Origin of the sequence: Paenibacillus sp. DP01, from assembly GCF_044784315.1 — a bacterium.
GTDB classification, from domain to species: domain Bacteria; phylum Bacillota; class Bacilli; order Paenibacillales; family Paenibacillaceae; genus Paenibacillus; species Paenibacillus polymyxa.
Genome location: NZ_CP173059.1, coordinates 1,452,441 through 1,471,478, shown reverse-complemented (window position 1 = coordinate 1,471,478; position 19,038 = coordinate 1,452,441). Strand labels below are relative to the sequence as shown.

Annotated in this window: 18 protein-coding genes; 3 read left to right on the top strand and 15 right to left on the bottom strand. The window is 48.6% G+C overall.

What is annotated here, in order from left to right; genetic code table 11:
- Nucleotides 1-24: 24 nt before the first annotated feature.
- From ACH59B_RS06240 to ACH59B_RS06205, 8 genes are all read right to left on the bottom strand, one after another.
- The gene (locus ACH59B_RS06240) at nt 25-1,890 is read right to left on the bottom strand and encodes an ABC transporter ATP-binding protein (RefSeq protein WP_404303931.1); all 1,866 of its coding nucleotides are present in this window, start codon (nt 1,888-1,890) and stop codon (nt 25-27) included.
- Nucleotides 1,891-1,910: 20 nt separating this feature from the next.
- Nucleotides 1,911-3,437: a nucleotidyltransferase family protein gene (locus tag ACH59B_RS06235; protein WP_404303505.1), complete on the bottom strand. Its 1,527-nt coding sequence runs from the start codon at nt 3,435-3,437 to the stop codon at nt 1,911-1,913.
- 57 nt (nt 3,438-3,494) lie between these two features.
- Nucleotides 3,495-3,980 carry a lasso peptide biosynthesis B2 protein gene (locus tag ACH59B_RS06230; RefSeq protein ID WP_242210626.1) on the bottom strand — a complete coding sequence of 162 codons (486 nt, stop codon included), beginning with the start codon at nt 3,978-3,980 and terminating at the stop codon, nt 3,495-3,497.
- Between the two features lies 1 nt (nt 3,981).
- On the bottom strand, nt 3,982-4,284 hold the full coding sequence (locus tag ACH59B_RS06225) for a lasso peptide biosynthesis PqqD family chaperone (protein ID WP_016821221.1): 303 nt from the start codon (nt 4,282-4,284) through the stop codon (nt 3,982-3,984).
- Nucleotides 4,271-5,329: a dephospho-CoA kinase gene (locus ACH59B_RS06220; protein ID WP_277508401.1), complete on the bottom strand. Its 1,059-nt coding sequence runs from the start codon at nt 5,327-5,329 to the stop codon at nt 4,271-4,273. Before ACH59B_RS06220 ends, ACH59B_RS06225 begins: the two co-directional genes overlap by 14 nt.
- 128 nt (nt 5,330-5,457) lie before the next feature.
- Entirely contained in the window at nt 5,458-5,586 is a 129-nt protein-coding gene (locus ACH59B_RS06215) for a paeninodin family lasso peptide (RefSeq protein ID WP_013369856.1), read from the bottom strand.
- 53 nt (nt 5,587-5,639) lie between these two features.
- Nucleotides 5,640-7,565: an asparagine synthase-related protein gene (locus ACH59B_RS06210; protein WP_016821223.1), complete on the bottom strand. Its 1,926-nt coding sequence runs from the start codon at nt 7,563-7,565 to the stop codon at nt 5,640-5,642.
- The gene (locus ACH59B_RS06205) at nt 7,540-8,826 is read right to left on the bottom strand and encodes a sulfotransferase (protein ID WP_031463081.1); all 1,287 of its coding nucleotides are present in this window, start codon (nt 8,824-8,826) and stop codon (nt 7,540-7,542) included. Before ACH59B_RS06205 ends, ACH59B_RS06210 begins: the two co-directional genes overlap by 26 nt.
- Before the next feature lie 212 nt (nt 8,827-9,038).
- On the opposite strand from ACH59B_RS06205, the gene ligD reads away from it, so the two are divergent.
- The gene (ligD, locus tag ACH59B_RS06200; RefSeq protein WP_016821225.1) at nt 9,039-9,941 is read left to right on the top strand and encodes a non-homologous end-joining DNA ligase; all 903 of its coding nucleotides are present in this window, start codon (nt 9,039-9,041) and stop codon (nt 9,939-9,941) included.
- A gap of 68 nt (nt 9,942-10,009) precedes the next feature.
- Here the strand turns inward: ligD and ACH59B_RS06195 are convergent, their stop codons facing one another.
- Both ACH59B_RS06195 and cls read right to left on the bottom strand, forming a co-directional pair.
- Nucleotides 10,010-10,954, bottom strand: a complete 945-nt coding sequence (locus ACH59B_RS06195; protein WP_013369852.1) for a YitT family protein — start codon at nt 10,952-10,954, stop codon at nt 10,010-10,012.
- 194 nt (nt 10,955-11,148) lie between these two features.
- Complete coding sequence (gene cls, locus ACH59B_RS06190) at nt 11,149-12,579, bottom strand: cardiolipin synthase (protein WP_019686424.1); 1,431 nt, start codon at nt 12,577-12,579, stop codon at nt 11,149-11,151.
- Between the two features lie 122 nt (nt 12,580-12,701).
- On the opposite strand from cls, the gene ACH59B_RS06185 reads away from it, so the two are divergent.
- Nucleotides 12,702-13,733 (top strand): M23 family metallopeptidase, encoded by a 1,032-nt coding sequence (locus tag ACH59B_RS06185; RefSeq protein ID WP_017426474.1) that lies wholly within the window; start codon nt 12,702-12,704, stop codon nt 13,731-13,733.
- A gap of 45 nt (nt 13,734-13,778) precedes the next feature.
- Complete coding sequence (locus tag ACH59B_RS06180; protein ID WP_045244076.1) at nt 13,779-14,243, top strand: polymer-forming cytoskeletal protein; 465 nt, start codon at nt 13,779-13,781, stop codon at nt 14,241-14,243.
- 39 nt (nt 14,244-14,282) lie between these two features.
- Here ACH59B_RS06180 and ACH59B_RS06175 read toward each other — a convergent pair whose 3' ends face one another.
- The 5 genes from ACH59B_RS06175 to ACH59B_RS06155 form a co-directional block, all read right to left on the bottom strand.
- A complete protein-coding gene (locus tag ACH59B_RS06175; protein WP_016821228.1) occupies nt 14,283-15,368 on the bottom strand; it encodes an AI-2E family transporter in 1,086 nt (361 codons plus the stop codon).
- Nucleotides 15,369-15,628: 260 nt separating this feature from the next.
- On the bottom strand, nt 15,629-16,411 hold the full coding sequence (locus tag ACH59B_RS06170) for an ABC transporter permease (protein WP_016821229.1): 783 nt from the start codon (nt 16,409-16,411) through the stop codon (nt 15,629-15,631).
- Nucleotides 16,404-17,324, bottom strand: coding sequence for an ABC transporter ATP-binding protein (locus tag ACH59B_RS06165; protein ID WP_045244078.1), 921 nt, complete (start codon nt 17,322-17,324; stop codon nt 16,404-16,406). Before ACH59B_RS06165 ends, ACH59B_RS06170 begins: the two co-directional genes overlap by 8 nt.
- A gap of 115 nt (nt 17,325-17,439) precedes the next feature.
- The gene (locus ACH59B_RS06160) at nt 17,440-17,937 is read right to left on the bottom strand and encodes a hypothetical protein (RefSeq protein WP_045244079.1); all 498 of its coding nucleotides are present in this window, start codon (nt 17,935-17,937) and stop codon (nt 17,440-17,442) included.
- A 117-nt stretch (nt 17,938-18,054) separates the two neighbouring features.
- Nucleotides 18,055-19,032: an LCP family protein gene (locus ACH59B_RS06155; protein WP_045244080.1), complete on the bottom strand. Its 978-nt coding sequence runs from the start codon at nt 19,030-19,032 to the stop codon at nt 18,055-18,057.
- Nucleotides 19,033-19,038 lie beyond the last annotated feature (6 nt).

Sequence of the window (19,038 nt, the reverse complement as noted above, 5' to 3'; positions counted from 1 at the left end):
TTATGGAGGGTGACTCTCTTATGACTAAGGGGCGGCGCTGACAGTGCTTTGATACGAAAGTAGCTGACTGAACGCCCCCCGCTCCTCTTCTACCAGTTGGTGGTAGTTCCCCTGCTGTATGACCTCGCCTTGATCCAGAACAACAATTTGATCTGCATGTCTGATCGTTGACAGACGGTGAGCGATCACGATCAACGTCATTTGACCTTTCATCCGTTCCAATGCTGCCTGAATTGCAGCCTCGTGCTCACCATCCAGCGCACTTGTCGCTTCATCCAGGATGAGTACAGGAGGATGATGCAAAATAGCCCGCGCTAATACCAGCCGTTGACGCTCTCCCCCGGACAGACGAATCCCGCGATCACCAATGACTGTGTCCAGCCCTTCTGGCAGTCTGGATACAAAGTTGTCTGCAGCTGCAAAATGTAACGCCTCCCATAGCTGTTGTTCACTAGCATCCTTATCGGCCAGCTTCAAATTTTCACGGACGGTCGCATGGAACAAAAACGGGTCCTGTGACACATAGCCAAACGACTGCCGCCACAGCGGCAGCAATTTGTCGTCCAGTACATGACCATCGATTTTAATCTGTCCTCCAGTTGGGCGTAAAAAACCCATCAGAACATCGACCATTGTGCTTTTGCCTGCTCCTGATTTCCCTACAATGGCGGTCATTCCCCGGGCAGGTATCAACAAATTAATATGACGTAGGGCAGGCTCTGCCGCACCCTCGTAGCAATAATCCAAATGGCAGCATTCTATTCCATTACGAAAGGATAGGGGTTGCCGTGCAGATGTAGATGTAGATGACAAATGATATACCGATGAATCGAATGGGACATGATTCTCAGAGGATGTAAGCCCAATTAAAGAAGGATCTGAGAAAGCCTCGCATTCCCGTTGCACTTTAGTTACACTCTCAAAAGCAGAGATCATAGACATAATATATTCCAGGCTCGCTTGAATAAGGGCAAACCTGGGCCATAAGCGGGAAAATATAAAAACGAGCACGATCAGTTTTTCAGGTGTAACATGCAGCCACTGGAGCGACACAAATAGGACACTAACGACAAAAACAGCTGCCGCTATGCGATGAAAAAACTGTGTGGTCGCATTTTGCCGGACAAACTGAGTCGTATTATCCTCCATCCGCTGCGTCAGGGAGCGAAACCAATGGATATTCGCTGCTTCCAGCAGATTGCTTTTAATATCTTTCATCCCGTTCATATGATCCGTAATTCCGGCAAAATAAATCTGTGACAGCTCAGTGGTACGGTCACCTAATTGTTTGGCATTTCGGATGGAGCGACGGAACACGACAAACAACACCAAGCCACTCAGAAACACCAGCCCGGTTAAAGAAGGGGATAGCCAAAAAGCCAGCGCAATCTGGATTAGCGTAAACATGACGGCCGTGGTCAGTTGAAGAAGCAAATTCGTTCCCTGACTGACACGCGCCAGCTCGGTCGTCATCACGTGGCTAAAATCAGATTTACGCTGACGCAAATAAAAAGCCCACTGCGCCTTCATAAAGGAAGTGTATACGTCTATTCGAAGGGAACGCATAAAACGCTGCTGAATCCGTGAGTTAAGAATGGACTGGTAACGCTGAAGCCAAGCCTGCCCGGTAAGCAGCATGACGAAAAACATTAGCATCCCCGGCAACAGCCAGCTTTTAGGAATGTACGGCAAAAAATAATCAAATCCATCCGACAGAAATGGCATCTCTGAATGACCGCCAAATACGCCGATGGCCGCCAGCATAGGAACAAGCATATAAATGCCGACACCCTCCAGTAGACTGACGATCATCATACATCCAATATTAAGAAATAACGCCCCGCCGTTCACGCTATACAGCTTGGTCATATATAATCGCAGATGAGTCATCATGTACACTCCTTATCGGGTTAGTGCTTTGAAAATCGACGTTTTAGCCAAAGAAATGGACGTAAAGGAATATACAAAAAATGCAGCTGGCGAGGCAGTGGGCAAATGACTGAATCCCTCGTAGAAGGAAACAAACGGCTGATGAGATACCATAGTCTGTGTCTTGGCTCCTTTAAGGAAAGCAGGTAAGCGCGGCTAACCGGTTGAGGAGTAAACGCTGTTGTTGTAGCTCCAGCAATGGCTGGACTGGAGGCGACTGTAGCAGCACCTACAGGCTTGGCAAGGCTACTTACAGCAGTGTTCACTGTATTCACCGGGTCACCAAGGATGCTGCTGGCATCTTTCGATATGCCAGCAGCACTACTGACGGCGTACAGAACAGCTTCGCCCGAGGTTCCGTTAGCTGAAATACCGCCATCCGAAGGGGCGGTATTCATTGACTCGGTCAAAGCTACGTTAGGCAATAGCTCTGGCCGAACGAGTCTGCCTGTACCCGCCCCATTGGCAACCGGGTACGGCGCAGGGACGCTGGCCTGCATAAAAGCCAGCGCGCTCAGCGCAAGCCTGTGCGCCTGCCGGGTAGCCGATATCGGACGCATCGGCTCCGGGATCGGCGTACCGAACAGCGCAGCGGCCAGTGCCCAAGCCTGCCCGCCCGCGGGCAGGCCTCCGTAACGGCGCATTTGCGGCAGTAGCGCCCTCCAATCGACAGCACGTACCGCAAGCCTGTCGATGTCAACCAACCAGCGCAGCCTGAACCAGCCGTGACGCGCTCCGTGTGCGCTGAGGTACAGAAATTGATGCTCGCTGCCAAGCGTATACATGCAGGATGTCGTCACATTCCTGCTGTCGGCAGACGTCGCTGGTGCCATCTGACTGGCTCGAACTGCTGGGGCTTTACCCATTTGCCGGCAGTCCCAAAGCTCGTCAAAGGAGGGCTCCCGCCCCCCATCCGGGTGAAGCCGCCAGTGCAACTCGACTTCGACCCTCTTTTGCGGATGTAAGAAGGAGGCATGATGATCCTTCCACTTCCAGCTGCCAAGGACGCGCACTTCTCCGCTTTTGGACGCATACCCAGCTTCCTTCATCCAGTGCTCCGCTTCATCCATGTCATCCGGGGCAATAAGTAAATCAATGTCTTTAGAGGTACGCAGGGAAACATCCCCGTACAATTGCTGCGCCAGAGCAGTACCCTTCAACATCAGCACACGAATTCCATGAGCTGTGAGCAGTCTGGTCAGACGCTCGGCTTCTGCTTGAAGATGGAGCATGCGCAGCGTGTTTCGATGATATTGCGCCTGAAGGTTTCGCAGCAATTCTGCGGGAATGAACGGGTGATTCAACGTTTTCAGCTGGAGATACACCGTAGGTATCACACGATGGTGTTCTGTCAGACGCAGCAAGCGGGACCAATCGATCTCCTGCAACTGGAAAGCAGTCATCGTATTCTGCCATAGATTGACGTCTTTACGAAGTAGAGAGAGTAACAACGTTAATTCTTGATCCTCATTCCAATTCGCAAGTTCCAAAATAGACTTGGTGGTCATGGATTCTTCTCCTTCGATTCTTTGAACGTTCTTTGTTCCTTTTATATCGCACTAAAACTAAAACAGAGAACTGCCTTTATCCGCTGTCCTCGTATTTGTAGCTGTCCCAGCACGTCTCCCGAATATTCCCACCACGGTAAACGCTCCCATCTCTCGTTCTCCCGTAACATAGATCGGCCCACTCCGTACCCATGCATGTGCTGCCAATTGTCCCGCAGCATTTTTGGCTGTGCCCAGATACAGTGTACAGTCCAGTTTTCTGCGTACCAGCAACGTCATAGCGGCAGCGGCTTGTACAAGACAGCTACTGCGCCAAGGAGTATAACGGCTGGCTACATCCACAGCTTGTGAAATGTGACGGATAGACTTCTCCTGCCCGATCTCACACTGCCAAGAAGTTTCTTCCATACATATACCCCAAGCCCCTGAGTAATCTCCAAAAGAACGACGCTGGCGAAATCTCGCGCATCCCAGCTCCAGCCAGGCTTCCGGCAACAATATCCTGACCTCCGGAGACAAGAGAAGAAGCCGTTGTATCCGCACGTTAGTCCAACTCCCGTAGGAGCCTCAGCAATCCTTCCCGCTCCAATTCAGCTACAAAGGTATGTACCTGCTGTCTGCACTGTTCCTCGTCCACTTCATATTCATTCGTCAGGACAGTTACAATATCTCCAAGTGAAGGACTGGATTCAGCCAGTTCCCAGATCCGTCCTCCTGTGAAGCCTAAATTATAATACTTTCCAGTATGAATACTCATCATCACTTTTTCTCCGTCCATATCACTTACATAGACTTCTTCACCATACGTGATGCGATAATGATCCTTAGCTGGATTAATGGCTGCCATAACTCTTTTCCTCCTTATGAATGAGTTCAAGTACGCGTTGTACAACCTCGGACGCCGTAAAGAAGGAGCTATCCCTCAGCAGCCGCCAGCCTTCCACTTTCCGAGCCATCCGGGCCGCTGTATCAAAATACCATTCACCCAAACCCATTCGCGGAATGATCGCCCTACGATATGTATGCTGTAGTAATGTATGCAAGCACTCCAGTTTGTTCAAGGGCTGTTCCGTAACCACCACTGGCTCCCCTTCACGCATCGACTCACGGTTTGGAGAATCGCTCACAAGCTCGAATACACCGCCCAGGGGAAGCGGATCGTTATAAAATTCGTCCACAGCAGGCACGGCATATTTATTGAGCTCACCTGCAATCCTACGCAAATCTTGGTATTGTGCCCTTACAGGATTACCGTCAGTTAGGGAAAGAACATGCTTTCTTTGCCGTACATGCTTCTTGTTCTCCCGTAATGCCTCCAATTGAAGCAAGCTTTCCAGTCCCAGCTTCTGCTGCGGATATGCCGGATATACGATGGCTGCGGAAGCTGTCACGTTTATAGCAATCACATCATCACTGATCATCTGATAGCCAGCCTGTCTAAAGGCGGCAGCCAGCGTCGATTTTCCCGTGCCGGATTCACCTACAAATGCGTAGGCCCGACCTCCGATGACGACCGCACTTCCGTGAATAGGTAAAACCCGTTTTTGCAACAGTAGAACACCCATGCATGTGCCCAGTACAAACAACCGCACGGTGTCAGGATCAGCCCCAGGCAACATACTTACCTCGATTTCCTTGCCTCCCCTGATGGCATAAATGGCCGTGTCCGGTATTAGGAACATAAAGCGTTCACCCTGCATTACAAAATTGGCCTGCTCCAGTTGGTCCCTCCATGCTGACAAATCAACCTGCCGGATGACCACATCCTCTACCAATCCCGGTTCTGCTGGGATCAGCTCAGGCAGAGTTAGCTCACTGGCAATCCTGAGTCCAAAGGCTGTATATTTCACCCAACTGTTATGGGCACTCCTGTCATGCGCGATAGGACTCACTCCCTGTTCTTAAAATTCCGTCTTTATTTCTTCCGGTCCAACCTAACCCGAATGAAATAAAGACGGCTCGTGATCAGTAAGCTATCTGGATCTCAGCCCAACATCGGCTCATGTATAATTATCTTCCGTTAGCTCGGATTATACAGATCGGCATCATGGTCTGACACCCAATCAATCTGTTTCCAGCCTTTACCCGCCATAGTCTGGTTAATATCCAGCACCTCAATCGTCGGTTCCTGCCATTCTTTTTTACTCATCTCATCACCTCCCCTCCCACGAATGGCACGCCGTCTGATCGGTTAGATCCAAATCAGTTCAAACCACAGAGAAAACGGTACACGATCAGGCTGTGCATGAATAGTCGTATATTCGGATCGGATGCCTGGTCCGGACGGGGATGTCGGTATTTCGCCATAGCCGTCTTAATGTAGTCCATATTGAGATATTCGGCAGCTCGTAAATCATGACACATCACTTGCAGCTCTCCCATAAACGTGTCCCAGCAAGGAAGCATACGATGTAGCCAATCCGCAGGCTGTACGCCGCGTACTCGCTGGTTCAACCGAACATCATCGGGGAGATGATCACGCATAGCTTTACGAATGAGGGCACGGTCCCGGCCATTTTGTACATATTGTTCAAAAGGTACCGATAAGCAAAAGCGAATGACACGGCTGTCCCCGGTCGGATCACGTTCCCACAGGCCATAACGGAGTGAAAGTTTGGTCGCCATGACACCATTTTTGTTGGCAATCGCCAAATTTGAAAACTTCTCTTTTCTTGTCTGATCGGCATTTTTTCTCCAGCCAGTTCCACTCAATACGGGAATATCTTCTACATTCATCCGCTTGGCAAACTCCGGGTGAATCAGTGAAGGAATCGGACTTTGCTTGCCACGTCCCCACCATGTGCGAGCGTCAAGTGAAGTGGCTTTTTTCAACATCACGGGCAGTAAATGAGACATACGACTGCCTGTAAGCTTGCTATACCGCCTCACTCCCTGCCAAGATTGCAGCCAATGCAAACGGCGAAACTGACGGGCATAATAGTCCAGTGCAGGCCCCCACGATACGGTAAAATTGCCCCGTGCCCCAGTCAACAGAACTCCGACATTATGTTCCTGTGCTTTCTCATAAAAACCTCTAATCCAGAAGGAGTTTTCAAAATATTTGTAGGGAGCCTCCATCAACTCCAGCCAAATATCAATTTCAGAAAACGGACTTTTCCCCTCAAAATCCATATAATTTTCACGAATGTTGCCCACATAGCGAGCGGTGGACTGAATATAGCTGCGTTCATTTGCCAGCAATGTAGGCGGTGTCCAATCTGTAAAATCTTGAACAGGTACATAGCTGTAGGCATGTAGCGGCTTGTGTTGTAAGTGCAGCGATGGCGCGGCAAAGCTGGCAACCGCTCCGGAATCCAATCCCCCACTCAGGGCAGCCCCTACAGCGCGATGCGTCCGTAATCGGGCAGTTACCGCCTGGGAGAATACCTCGCGGAAAGCTTCTATGTATTCGCCGCCTGTTTTGAGCCGCAACGGCTCTACCTCATCCAGACATGCATATTTACAGAGCGATTGCTTTCCCTCTTCCATAGTGAACCAATGTGCAGGAGGCAGCTGGTTGATATGCTTGTAGGCGGTTGTCCCGATATCGACGGATTCCTGCATTGCACGGATAGATAAGAATTCGGCCAGCCATGGTTCATGCAGTTCTTTTCGCAGAGAGGACAGAACCAATAGCGGAGCGACTACCGTGCTAAACGCAAATCCTCCGTCATGTTGGTAGGTGTACAGCGTACGATTGCCTGTCATATCTCTAGCACCATATAACCGATGTTTCTTAGCATCCCAAATGACAAAGGCAAAATCACCTATCAGATAACCTGCTGCATCAACACCCCATTTGTCGTATGCCAGTAAAATCAGCTCGCTGTCCGTGATATCTATCCGCCGCCCCTGCTCAACTGCTAGTCGTTCAAACAGCTCAGAACGGTTGTCAATGATCGCATCGGCCGTTATAGCCAAATCTCTTAGCTCATCATAAAAGGGAAGACGCTCATGAACAGATTCTGGGGTCACATGCTGGGCATGACATCCCAAAAAAATGGAACCTTCACACCAAGCGCACACGCGGTCAGCGGGATATTTTTGCAGAGTTTGCATCATTTTTTCGCCTTCTTCAGCATATACAGACTCATGCCCAAATCTATAGATTCCGGCAATTGCACTCACGTTCTCCCCCCTTTTCTTTTCCGATACTTGATAATACTTCAGACGCCCAGCGCCCGAACTTACGGGCCAATAAATGGGACCGGAACCCTTGGCTTGGGCGCTGATAGCTTTGGAGCTGTGCGATCAGCCGGTTCCGTTCCTCAAAGCTATGTGCCAGTCTGTTTTCCAGTGATTGAATTCGTCGATCACTCACGATCTGTGCCATATCCATCCTTGCCGGGTTGTGAGGTGCAGTATGACAGGTTGCATTTGTCATGAATTCTTTGTTATCTGCATCCCGATCTTCCAGCATCCGATAATCTGCCTTCCATTCAAAGCCACTTTGTTGGAGGAACTGGTGTGTACGCCGACTCAACAGCTCTACATCCGGGTCATCCTCAAAGCGGACTCCAGTCATCTGCTCAGCCTGTTCCAGCGCTTCTCCGTAACCAAGCTGCCTAAACAAGCGAGCTCCAATACTTCTGCAATACAGTTCAATTTCCATTGTACTCAATAGATATTGCCAACTATGTACCGAATTCTGATGCGCCTGTTCATGCTCCATGACAAACGGATCACCCGCTCCCATGCTATAAAAAAGATTGGATTGGGGCGTATCCGCAAAGTTCCCGTACCTTTCCATCCCAGGCTCATAATAGATCTCCAGAAAATGACACAGCTTCTCAATCTCCATCCTTGGATTGGCTACGAGCTGTTCATACATCAGCGGGTATGCAAGTGGATGAGGTGTGGCAAAATAATGAGCGTACCGGAACAAACCAACCGTAATATCTGTCATTTTCATATTAAAATGCGGACTTCCCAGTTCCTTCAGCAGGTGAAAGTTCCCATTTCGGAGCTGATTGACCTTTTTAAACGAGGCCACGATGGACAAAGGATTGCGGATAAGCCACACTCGACGGGCAGCCGGGAACAAACGGTCTACAAATTCAAGCACTGTATAGTAACGCGGTGATTTGTCGATAAGCATATCAGCGGTCGTCCCTTGAAGCAGGCCATTATATATTTCAAGTGCATACGAACGAGCGGCCTGCTCCAATACATGTGGAGGGACCATACCTTTAAAAAATTGCCGGAGTATTCCTGTTCCTCCATATGGCCGTGCATGTGACTGAGGAAGATCATATAAACTGAGCAGAAACCACATTTCCTGCGTGGCAAACAGACGGGAATGGTTTTGCAAAATGGCAGTTAGCAGCGAGCTTCCACTTCGAGGGACACTCAACAGAAATACTAGCTTTCCGCCCTGCTTTTCAATCAAGCACACTCCTCCTCTACCTCTGCTCAAGACGTTTTAATAGATACATATCGTATTTTTATTATAATTTATGATACATAATGTATCTTGTCAATCCCTTTGATGGATAAATTCTGTGCTGCACGCTCATGTTAAACCTTATGTAGATGTAGAAATGCTGCCAGTTGTCTGTAAATAATGATCTTGCTGCATGTTAACCAAAGGAGCATAGCACTATGGGACGAGCTGTTAAAGGTACGATTACGATTGAAGGTCATGAAATTGCGATCACAAACCCGGATAAACCGCTGTGGCCCGAAGCAGGTGTAACTAAGGCGCTATATCTTCGCAAGCTTGCGGTATTGGCCCCCTACCTGCTCAAATATTGTCATCAGCGTCTATTGACTGTCATCCGTTGGCCACATGGTATTCATGGGGATTTTTTTTATCAGAAAAATGCCCCACATCCTCGGCCAGACTATATTGAAACCGCTCTGCATGATGGCATTGAGTATATCGTGCTTGGCAAGCTGCCCCAACTACTCTGGCTCGGTAATCAAGCTGCGTTGGAATTTCATCCCTCTCTGCACAGAACAGGAAGCCAACTGCCCTGTGAATGGATGATTGATCTAGATCCATCCAGAGAAGTCGAGCCACGTATTATGGAGGCCGCCTCCATTGTAGGCGAAGTATTGGCTTCGCTTGGGTTGGACTCTGTCCCCAAAACCTCCGGGGCCACAGGTGTACAAATTATCGTCCCGATCCGTACAGGCATCACCTTTGACGAGCTACGCAGCATCGGACTGTTGGTTGGACAATTTGTGACGGAAAAGCACCCGCATCTGTTCACACTGGAACGGTTAAAGAAGGATCGTGGAACAGCCATCTATTTTGATTACTTGCAGCATTATCAGGGAAAAACCCTAGCCGCTCCTTATACTCCTCGGGCACGTCCCGGTGCTACGGTCTCGACTCCGCTAACCTGGGAAGAGGTACGGCAAGATGTGTCACCACTTGATTACCATTTGCTAAATATTGAGGAACGGTTAAACCAGGTAGGCGACTTGATCGACAAGGTGCCTCCCCAGCCCGTAGAGGACCTCCTCAAACATATGCGCTCCAAAACACACCCAACCTGATCCATGCTTTGAAGCACAAAAAAGGGGACGAACCCCGCAGCCATAGGCTGAGAAATTGTCCCCTTGCGCTAGTGTATTCCTTTTTTCTTAAAACGTCCGCCCTTCACATCGTGAATATTACCAATTGCAATGAAGGCGTGCGGGTCCCAATCCTCAACGATGCTCTTGAGCTTCGCTTCCTCCAGTCGGGTAATGACGACGAAAATCACTTTTTTGCTCTCGCCTGTAAAGCCGCCTTCACCTTCCAGGTAAGTTACCCCCCGTCCAAGACGGTCCGTCAGGGCATCTCCGATATCACGGTATTTATCACTAATAATCCAGACCGATTTGGACTGATCCAGACCCTCAATTGTAATATCAATCATTTTCATAGCAATATAATAAGCAATCATGGAATACAGGGCATTCGGCCAACCGAATACAAAACCCGCACTTCCCAGAATGAAAATATTAACGAACAATACGATCTCACCGACCGAAAAAGGAGTTTTTTCGCTGACGAGAATAGCCACGATCTCTGTCCCATCCAGCGAGCCGCCGGACCGAATCACAAGACCCACTCCCACGCCGAGAATGACACCCCCGAAGATAGCGCCAAGCAGCGGTTCCCCAGGCGTCAATGCACTTACATTGTGAAGTAACGCAGTTCCGATGGACATAACGACGATGCCGAATAATGTGGATAAAGCGAAGGTTTTACCGATTTGTTTGTAGCCGATAAGTAAAAATGGAAGGTTCAACAGGGTCAGGAAAATACCGAGCGGATAACCAGTAATCTTGGAGGCCATAATGGAAATACCTGTAACGCCGCCGTCAATAACGCCGTTAGGAACTAGGAATATTTCCAATCCCACGGCCATCAGCGCTGCACCAACCACGATCATGGCTGCACGCTGCAATAAGCGTTTTACTTTGTTCTTTGGATTAGCTGGAATTTTGCTGATCTTGGTCAACTCTCCGGTTACATCTGTGATCTCAGACAGATTTTGGACTTCCTTGCTCACTACACTCATATATAAATCCCCCCGTTACAGTATGGTATATTGGACCGAAAAAGGGGCTGCTCTCCGCAGTCCCCTCTCCTTTACGGCGCTTAGTTATGTGATTAGTATATCATAAAACTGTGATTTTGCGCAAAAAAGTTAGCAAAGAGCACATAAATCACAATAAAGCGGGATTATATTGATAAAAACGGCGAAAACCGCCTCTAAAGGAGGGGAGAGAGCATGCGAGTTAGAATTTCAGCTATTTTTTGAGATCGAGGGCGTCTGCGGAACACGTTCAAATCTATTTTGGAAGAGTTGGAAATGTCCTCTACAAAATCTGCCGATAGCCGTTCCAACGCCGAAGTTGCAAAAAGTACAGCGGTCAACTCAAAATTATAGAAAAAGCTACGCATGTCCATATTGGCGGTCCCAACCGAGCCGAGCAAATCGTCCACAATCACCACTTTAGCGTGAATAAATCCTTTTCGATATTGGTAGAACTCCACTCCTGCCTCCAGCAGTTCTTGCACATAGGACAGTGACGCCAGGTGGACCAGTTTCGAATCTGATTGGTAGGGAATAATAATTTTCACATCTATGCCGCTGACGGCCGCCAGCTTCAGTGCCTCATAAATCCCCGGATCGGGAATAAAATACGGCGTCGTTATCCAAATCCGCTTTTTGGCAACCGTAAGCGCTCCAAAGCACAATTCCTGAATCGTATCCCATACCTGATCGGGCCCACTGCTCAAAATCTGTACTTCCTCATCCCCTGTGCAGGTATGTGGAGGAAATAAATTCACGTCCATTAGCCTCTCCCCCGAAGCCAGCTTCCAATCGCTAAGAAACACATTTTGCAGAAAATAAACGCCATCTCCTTCAATCTGCAAATGCGTATCCCTCCAAAATCCCACTTTGGGGTACTTTCCGAGATAATCGTCGCCTACATTGATTCCCCCCACAAATCCGATCGTGCCATCCACCACCACGATTTTCCGGTGATTGCGATAGTTAATCCGGCGGTCCAGCGTGGCGAAAAACGGCGGTAGAAAATAATGAAATTCGACCCCAGCCTCATTACAGGTGCGAATAAATGAATAGGGTAAATGGTAGCTCCCTACGCCGTCCACAATGAATCGTACCTTAACTCCCTCGCGTGCCTTACGGATCATGACCTCCTGAAATTTTTTCCCGATTTCGTCTGCCCGAAATATGTAAAACTCCACATGGATATGATGTTGTGCCTGTTCCATCGCTTTCAGCATGGCGTCGAAAGTCTCTTCCCCGTTCGTCAGCACACGTGTACGGTTGCAGCCAGTCAACGGGTTTTCCGACATACGAATCAACTGGTTAAACAGACGCTCCTGATGCTTGAAATGGGGATTGTGCATTTGCTCTACATTTTCAATCACCTTGGTTTGCGCCCACAGATGTTCACGGAATTCACGAAATAGCTGCGATCCTGCTTTACGAACCACTTTACGCTTCTGGTAATCCTGAGCAACAAAATAGTACACCACAAAACCAATAAGCGGGAAGCAAAACAAAATAAAGAGCCAGGCTACCGCTTTGGACGGCTTGCGAAATTCAAAGAGCAGAATCGTCCCGGTCTGAAAAATAAAAATAATTAAAACCAACAGCAACCACAGCATGTCTAAGCCTCCTTATATATCTACGTTTTATACAAAGCTCCAATTTTTTTGACATGTTTGCCTCTTAAGCTGAATAGATAGTAACCAAGCACTATAGGAGCGATGTCCGGAAAGGAGCGATTATGAAAAAAGGAAGCCTAAATCGCCGGATGACCCTGCTTGTCATTCGGGATGCACAGCAACCGCCCAAGCAGCTACAATGCTCCGCAGCCGCTGTCATTCTCGTCCCGACCCTTGTGATCGCATCAATCTCTACGCTCGTGATCGGGCTGCAAATCCGTTCTTCCCATATTATTTCCCAAATGGAAACCAATCTTGCTGTCCAGAGTTTGCAGATGGAGGTCACGGTAGCAGACAAAGACGCAGCCATTGGGCGACTGCGGCAGGAAGTCATGGAGCTGACGAATCAAGCCACCAGTATTCGTGAACGTCTCCAACGTGTAACTGAGCTGGAACAACAAATGCAGCAATTCATTCGTAAACACGGAAATTCCTCCAGCGCAAGCAGCAATAAATCAACCATCACTCCCCTCTCCTGGGATGCTTCCGGCCATACCGGCGGTGAATTGATCGCAGTGCATGAAAATACAGCTCTTCTAGCCCGCCAGGCCATGGATGATTTTCAGGAAATCGAAGCTCTGCTGGACACAGTGGAGCGCACGGTTCCGCGCTCTATTCAACAGGCAAACGCCGTACAGCAGAACCTGGAGCGCCAACAAGCCGCGCAGCTGCTCCAGACCCGAAGACTGGCACTTGCTGAACAAGGCAGGCCCTCCATTTGGCCTGTTGGTTCGCGGCGCATGACCTCCAGTTTCGGCTATCGCAGCGACCCATTTACAGGGAAATCCGCTTTTCACTCAGGCGTGGACATTGCCGGTCAATCCGGTGATCCTGTCTATGCAGCAGGGGCAGGCACTGTGCTGGAGGCCGCTTCCAGCGGAGCTCGCGGCAAGTGCATCATCATTCAGCATCCAGACGGACTTCAAAGCTGGTATATGCACCTAAGCGGTATGCAGGTGGCTCCGGGGGACCGTGTTCACAAAGGACAGACCATTGGCCTGCTGGGAAGTACCGGGAGAAGCACAGGACCTCATCTTCATTTTCAGATCGTCAAGCATAACCAACCTGTTGATCCATTGCTGTATGTACAATAAGGGTTTTGCAAAATACCGACAATAAAGGATTGGAGGAAAACGATCATGTTCAAGGAATCCAAAAAAAAGCTCTCCACCCCGGCGACGACGGATACACTGCTCGCGAACGGCACCAGCTTTGAAGGTACGATTGAGGCAGAGGCCAACATTCGCATTGATGGTCATTTTCAGGGCGATATCTACAGCACTCGCACTGTCGTCATTGGAGAATCAGCAGTTGTACGTTCGGACATCATTGCACGGGACGTCATTCTTGCCGGCAAGGTATTCGGCAGCATCACCACAGAAGGACGGCTGACCATTACATCAACAGGCGAACTGTACGGAAATACGGCGACCCCTACATTGGTCATTTCTGAAGGCGGCGTACTGAACGGCACAAGTCAAATGAACCAAACTATGGATGCAGAGTCGCCAGCTGCTATAGATAAATCAGAGGATGAAAATCAATCCAGTTTCAGCCAAGACATAGAGGACAGCCAAGCCTCCCTACAACCTGAAGCGGGATAGGGCCGGCTTATACTCCTATATATCCAGTACATCCTCCAATCACTCCATAATATCCTCCACTCTGCGTTCCAAAAATAAATGGTACACCTTGCGTATGACGATTTTGCCGCACATATATAATGGAATAACCAAAATGATACCCAAGATCCCGAGCAGGTCGCCACCAACTAGCAATAAAATGACGACAGTCAACGGATGAATGTCCAGCTGCTTGCCAAAGACAATCGGCGACAGCCAATTATCCTGAATTTGCTGTGCAACGATCACCACCACCAGCGACCAGAGCGCCATGGAAGGCGATTCGAGAAATCCAATGATAACCACTGGTATAGAAGCAGCTACTGCCCCCACATAGGGAATAAAATTAAGGAAAATCGAAATAACGGCAAGCAGCAAGGCATAAGGCAAACCAATAATCAAAAATCCAAGGAACATCATCAAGCCCAACGCGACATTGATCAGCACTCGACTGACGATAAAGCTGCTGAGCGCACTATCAATATCCTCCATAACTTCCAGCGCGTCCTTGTGATATTTTTTAGGAAAGAAGTTAAGCATTTTGGGGCCAAACTTGCTTCCTTCCTTCAACATGTAATACAGCAATATGGGAAAGGTAGCCAATACGATAAAAAAGTAGGACACGAACGATACCAGCTTTACCGAATAATCTGACAGCGTTGAAAAAGCTTCGTTTAACGTATCTGACAGTTGTGACAGCGGGTCTTCACCCGGAGGCAGTACTTGTCTCAAGGATTGATTATGCCGCCATTGGCTCAATTGATCAACCAGACTTTTAATAAGCTTCGGCGCGTTCTCAAATAAATTGGTTACCTGATCACGGAGCGTAGGCCACACTCCCCATGAGAAGAGGAACAGTAACACGCCAATAACCAAATAAATCAGCAATATGGAAATTGAGCGTTTGATTTTTCTCCGTTCCATGACATCTACAATCGGTCTCAATAAATAATAGAGGAAAAAAGATAGCATCAACGGTACAACCAGCAAGCTGACCAAGGATACAAGAGGACTGAATATAAAGCTTACTTTGGTGCCCAAGTAAATGATAAGCAATATCATGACGATTCCTGAAGTCAGACGAAAAAAACGATTATTTTGCAGCATATCATACGCCCCCCTGTTCTGTTTCTCTCTACTTCTTTAAACGCAAACCGACCCTATTGATTGATTCTTGCTGAAAATAGATTACAATATACCCACACTTACAGAATATGTAGCAAAAATGACATAGATACTGAATAAAACAGTGCCAACATAGCAAAAAAGGAAGTCCAAATGGCTAGGCATTGGACTTCCTTTTTGTGATCTCAGCATTTTGCCAAAATCCTCGTGTCATTCAATCACACATGCTAAGAGATACGTGTTTAGGTGGAGACATCGCGTTTTACAAAAACCACCCAGGCAATCGCGATAAAAACCACATAATAAGCGGCCAGCACAGCGAGCGAAAAGGTTAGATTGGAACTTACTGTACCCGGCGGCATATCTAGATATTTTTTCAGATCCATATGCGTAAAGAGTACGTATTTGGTCCATTCAAAACGATCTGTGCTGAACAAGCCAATAGAGTTATACACCGTTTTGGTGAACATCATAAACAAGGACAAACCAATCGCCAAAGCGCTCGAACGAAACACCGCGGATAACATAAATGCAAAAGCCATGGTCACGAATAAGGCGATATAGCTATACAAGAAGTTCAGCGTTACGTAAGATATCGGATCACTGAACAGCGGAACAGAGCCCGCTGGTGCGTCCTTCGATAACATCAGCCAGGAGGATAGCGTAACCATCAAGACCAAAACGATTGTTCCAAGCAAGCTGAACAAAATCACCGATATATACTTGGACAACAAAATTTTGCTGCGAGTCCAAGGGCGAATGAGCAGCAACTTAATCGTTCCCCATGTAAATTCGCCAGCCACCGAATCAGCAGCTACAATGACCGTAAACGTCGTATTGAGGAAAAATGTAAACAACGTTGTCAATGCGATGCCATCCCACACACTAACCTGATCAGAAACTAGAGAAATCAGCATCGGAATCACAGCGGTGATGACCGCCAGCAGCCCCAGCATGATCCATGTGCGCACACGCAAGTAGATTTTAAGATTTTCATTATGTACCAGCTTGAAGAAATCAGCCAATGGCCCCGCCTCCCGTCACTTCCAAAAATTGATCTTCCAACGTACGGGCAACCGGGCGAATCGCATACACCTTGACTCCATTTGCAGCCAGCAGACTGTTCATCTCTGCAATCTGTTCCCGCTCCAGGTGAAGCAGTAGTTGATTGCCTTCGACGCGCCCTGCTCCAGCAAGCGTATAAGCTTGCTCAGCATCATTGACTTCAAAAGCAATTTCCGCCGTCTGCACTTCTCCCTCTGTATTCTTCAACTGCTTAATATCAACCAATCGCCCGCTCTGAATAATGGCCACGCGATCGCACATCAGCTCCATTTCGGACAACAAATGGCTTGATACAAACACGGTAATTCCTTCGGTACGGGTCAATTGACGCAAATAATCCCGCAGTTCACGAATACCCTGCGGGTCCAAGCCATTGGTCGGCTCATCCAGCACAAGCAGCTTCGGTCGATGTAAAATCGCCTGAGCTACCCCGAGTCGCTGCCGCATCCCGAGCGAGTAGGTTTTGACTTTATCATGAATTCGGTTTCCGAGTCCCACCAGACGAATCGCTTCGTCTATACGCTCTTGGCTCACCCCGGGAGACATTCGCGCAAAATGCTGCAAATTTTGATAGCCTGTCAAAAACTTGTACATCTCCGGGTTCTCAACAATCGCACCGACATGGGAAACAGCCTTTTCGAAATCGGTATTAATGCTGTCTCCGCAAATATGAATATCACCCTTGCTGATCGAAATCAGGCCAACCATCATACGAATGGTGGTCGTTTTTCCTGCACCGTTCGGTCCGAGGAAACCAAATACCTGTCCTGCCGGAACCTCCAGTGTCAGATTGTCCACGATCGCTTTTGAGGAAATGATTTTACTCACACCCTCCATCCGTATGACGGGAACCTGCCCTGTCGCTTGCTGCATGCTATGAAACTCCTTCCACCCGGAGTGAAGCTGTCATCCAATTTACTGTACATTTCCGGTTTTGGAAGTATTGTACCATATTTATCCTGTCAGAAACACCTTTGGGAGCACCTTATCACGTCTGTTCCTTCTCCTTGTATATCCAAAGCACTCTCCACTCCTCATCTTCCTGCGTCACATAACAAGGCTGTACGATATCAAAAGTACCGAATCGGGTCTTGTAGTGCTGAGTGACCGTAATGCGGTAGACCTTCCCTAAATCTTCCCCATTCGAATCGGTACGAATGTCATATTCAGCCTGCGGCTCCCCCAGTTCAAACGTAAACGTATCTGTCCCCATATCCTGCATAAAAACGTGCGCACGCTGCTGCACATACGTGGACTTCTCGAATTTCTTCTTCATTTGGGAATGAAAAAGCTCCCATGAGCCGCCAAAATTCCCCGATTGCTCCATCGTGTAGAACTCGTTCAGCGCTTCTACGGCTTGATCCCCTTCCCCCGTAGACATCACCCCACGCAGACCCATCCACAGCAGCCATAGCAATCCACATATAATTACAAAATACATTAGCTTACGGACGAACGCCGAAGCCGCTCTCCTTCTAAGCAGCACACCTGTCCCTCCCTCTGTCGGACTATACCGAATACTCTACAGATGTATGTGGGACAAGGTGAGTTTAGAAGAGAATAACGGGTCTTGCTGAGGACACCTGTCTGCTTAAGGTCATGTCTAAGGTGATGCGGGAGTGGTGAGCAAATGCTTCTCCAGCACTCCATGGATACGTTGGCGTTCCTGCTCATCTACGATGTAATAATACACACCTTTGATTTTGCTCCCATGTCCCTTTATCTCAACAGTATCCGTCTGCTTAAGAGACGGGCCGATCCGGGTCAGAAAGGTCTTCATATCGTCAAAGCTAATGTCTGTGCAAATCTGCTCGCCCGCTGCCTCCAGTATCGGTTTCACTCGCAATAGCCCTTCCTTGCTGATGGACTGGGCAAGAATTTGCTTGAGCAGCTCTCGCTGGCGAGCGTTTCTCCCGAGGTCCCCACGCGGATCATCAAATCGCATACGGGCATAGGACAATGCTTCAGTTCCGTTCAAGTTCAAATTCCCCTGCGCAAAATGATGCCCCTCATACTGAAAATCAAGTGGATTGTAGACCTCTACTCCTCCCACAAGGTCCACCATTTTCGCAAACCCTTCCATATTCATTTGTACATAGTAATCTATCGGGTGATTCAAAAAATGCTCTACCGTACGGATCGACATATCAACGCCCCCAAAAGCAAACGCGTGATTGATTTTGTCCTCACGCCCTCTACCGACCAACTCTGTTCGCGTATCACGCGGAATGTTGAACATCAACATCGAACCATTGGCGGGATTCACAGATAGAACGATCATCGTATCCGATCGTCCTGGATCGTGCGGTCGCCGATCAACACCCAGCACCAGCACGGTGAACGGCTTGAACTGAGAGATGGCTGCCGGATTGGGTGTACTTGATCCAGTGTCTGTACCTACGGAGCGCCCTGCTCCGCCCGTTGCAAGGGTAGAGACCGCTCCGGGCTGCACGATGCTGCGCGGATGATACATCGCATTTGCCGCTGTTTTAAAGGAATGATACACATAGACGGTATAGGCGGCACCTCCTACAACCAATAACGCCACAGCCCCCAATGTCACCTTCAGCCATCGTTTCATACGCAG

What these genes read in the sequence shown, in the direction of transcription:
- cls (WP_019686424.1), bottom strand. Translation starts at nt 12,579, where the DNA reads ATGCTGTGGTTGCTGTTGGTTTTAATTATTTTTATTTTTCAGACCGGG.
- ligD (WP_016821225.1), top strand. Translation starts at nt 9,039, where the DNA reads ATGGGACGAGCTGTTAAAGGTACGATTACGATTGAAGGTCATGAAATT.
- ACH59B_RS06180 (WP_045244076.1), top strand. Translation starts at nt 13,779, where the DNA reads ATGTTCAAGGAATCCAAAAAAAAGCTCTCCACCCCGGCGACGACGGAT.
- ACH59B_RS06240 (WP_404303931.1), bottom strand. Translation starts at nt 1,890, where the DNA reads ATGACTCATCTGCGATTATATATGACCAAGCTGTATAGCGTGAACGGC.
- ACH59B_RS06195 (WP_013369852.1), bottom strand. Translation starts at nt 10,954, where the DNA reads ATGAGTGTAGTGAGCAAGGAAGTCCAAAATCTGTCTGAGATCACAGAT.
- ACH59B_RS06225 (WP_016821221.1), bottom strand. Translation starts at nt 4,284, where the DNA reads ATGGCAGCCATTAATCCAGCTAAGGATCATTATCGCATCACGTATGGT.
- ACH59B_RS06165 (WP_045244078.1), bottom strand. Translation starts at nt 17,324, where the DNA reads ATGCAGCAAGCGACAGGGCAGGTTCCCGTCATACGGATGGAGGGTGTG.
- ACH59B_RS06235 (WP_404303505.1), bottom strand. Translation starts at nt 3,437, where the DNA reads ATGACCACCAAGTCTATTTTGGAACTTGCGAATTGGAATGAGGATCAA.
- ACH59B_RS06215 (WP_013369856.1), bottom strand. Translation starts at nt 5,586, where the DNA reads ATGAGTAAAAAAGAATGGCAGGAACCGACGATTGAGGTGCTGGATATT.
- ACH59B_RS06175 (WP_016821228.1), bottom strand. Translation starts at nt 15,368, where the DNA reads ATGCTGCAAAATAATCGTTTTTTTCGTCTGACTTCAGGAATCGTCATG.
- ACH59B_RS06155 (WP_045244080.1), bottom strand. Translation starts at nt 19,032, where the DNA reads ATGAAACGATGGCTGAAGGTGACATTGGGGGCTGTGGCGTTATTGGTT.
- ACH59B_RS06185 (WP_017426474.1), top strand. Translation starts at nt 12,702, where the DNA reads ATGAAAAAAGGAAGCCTAAATCGCCGGATGACCCTGCTTGTCATTCGG.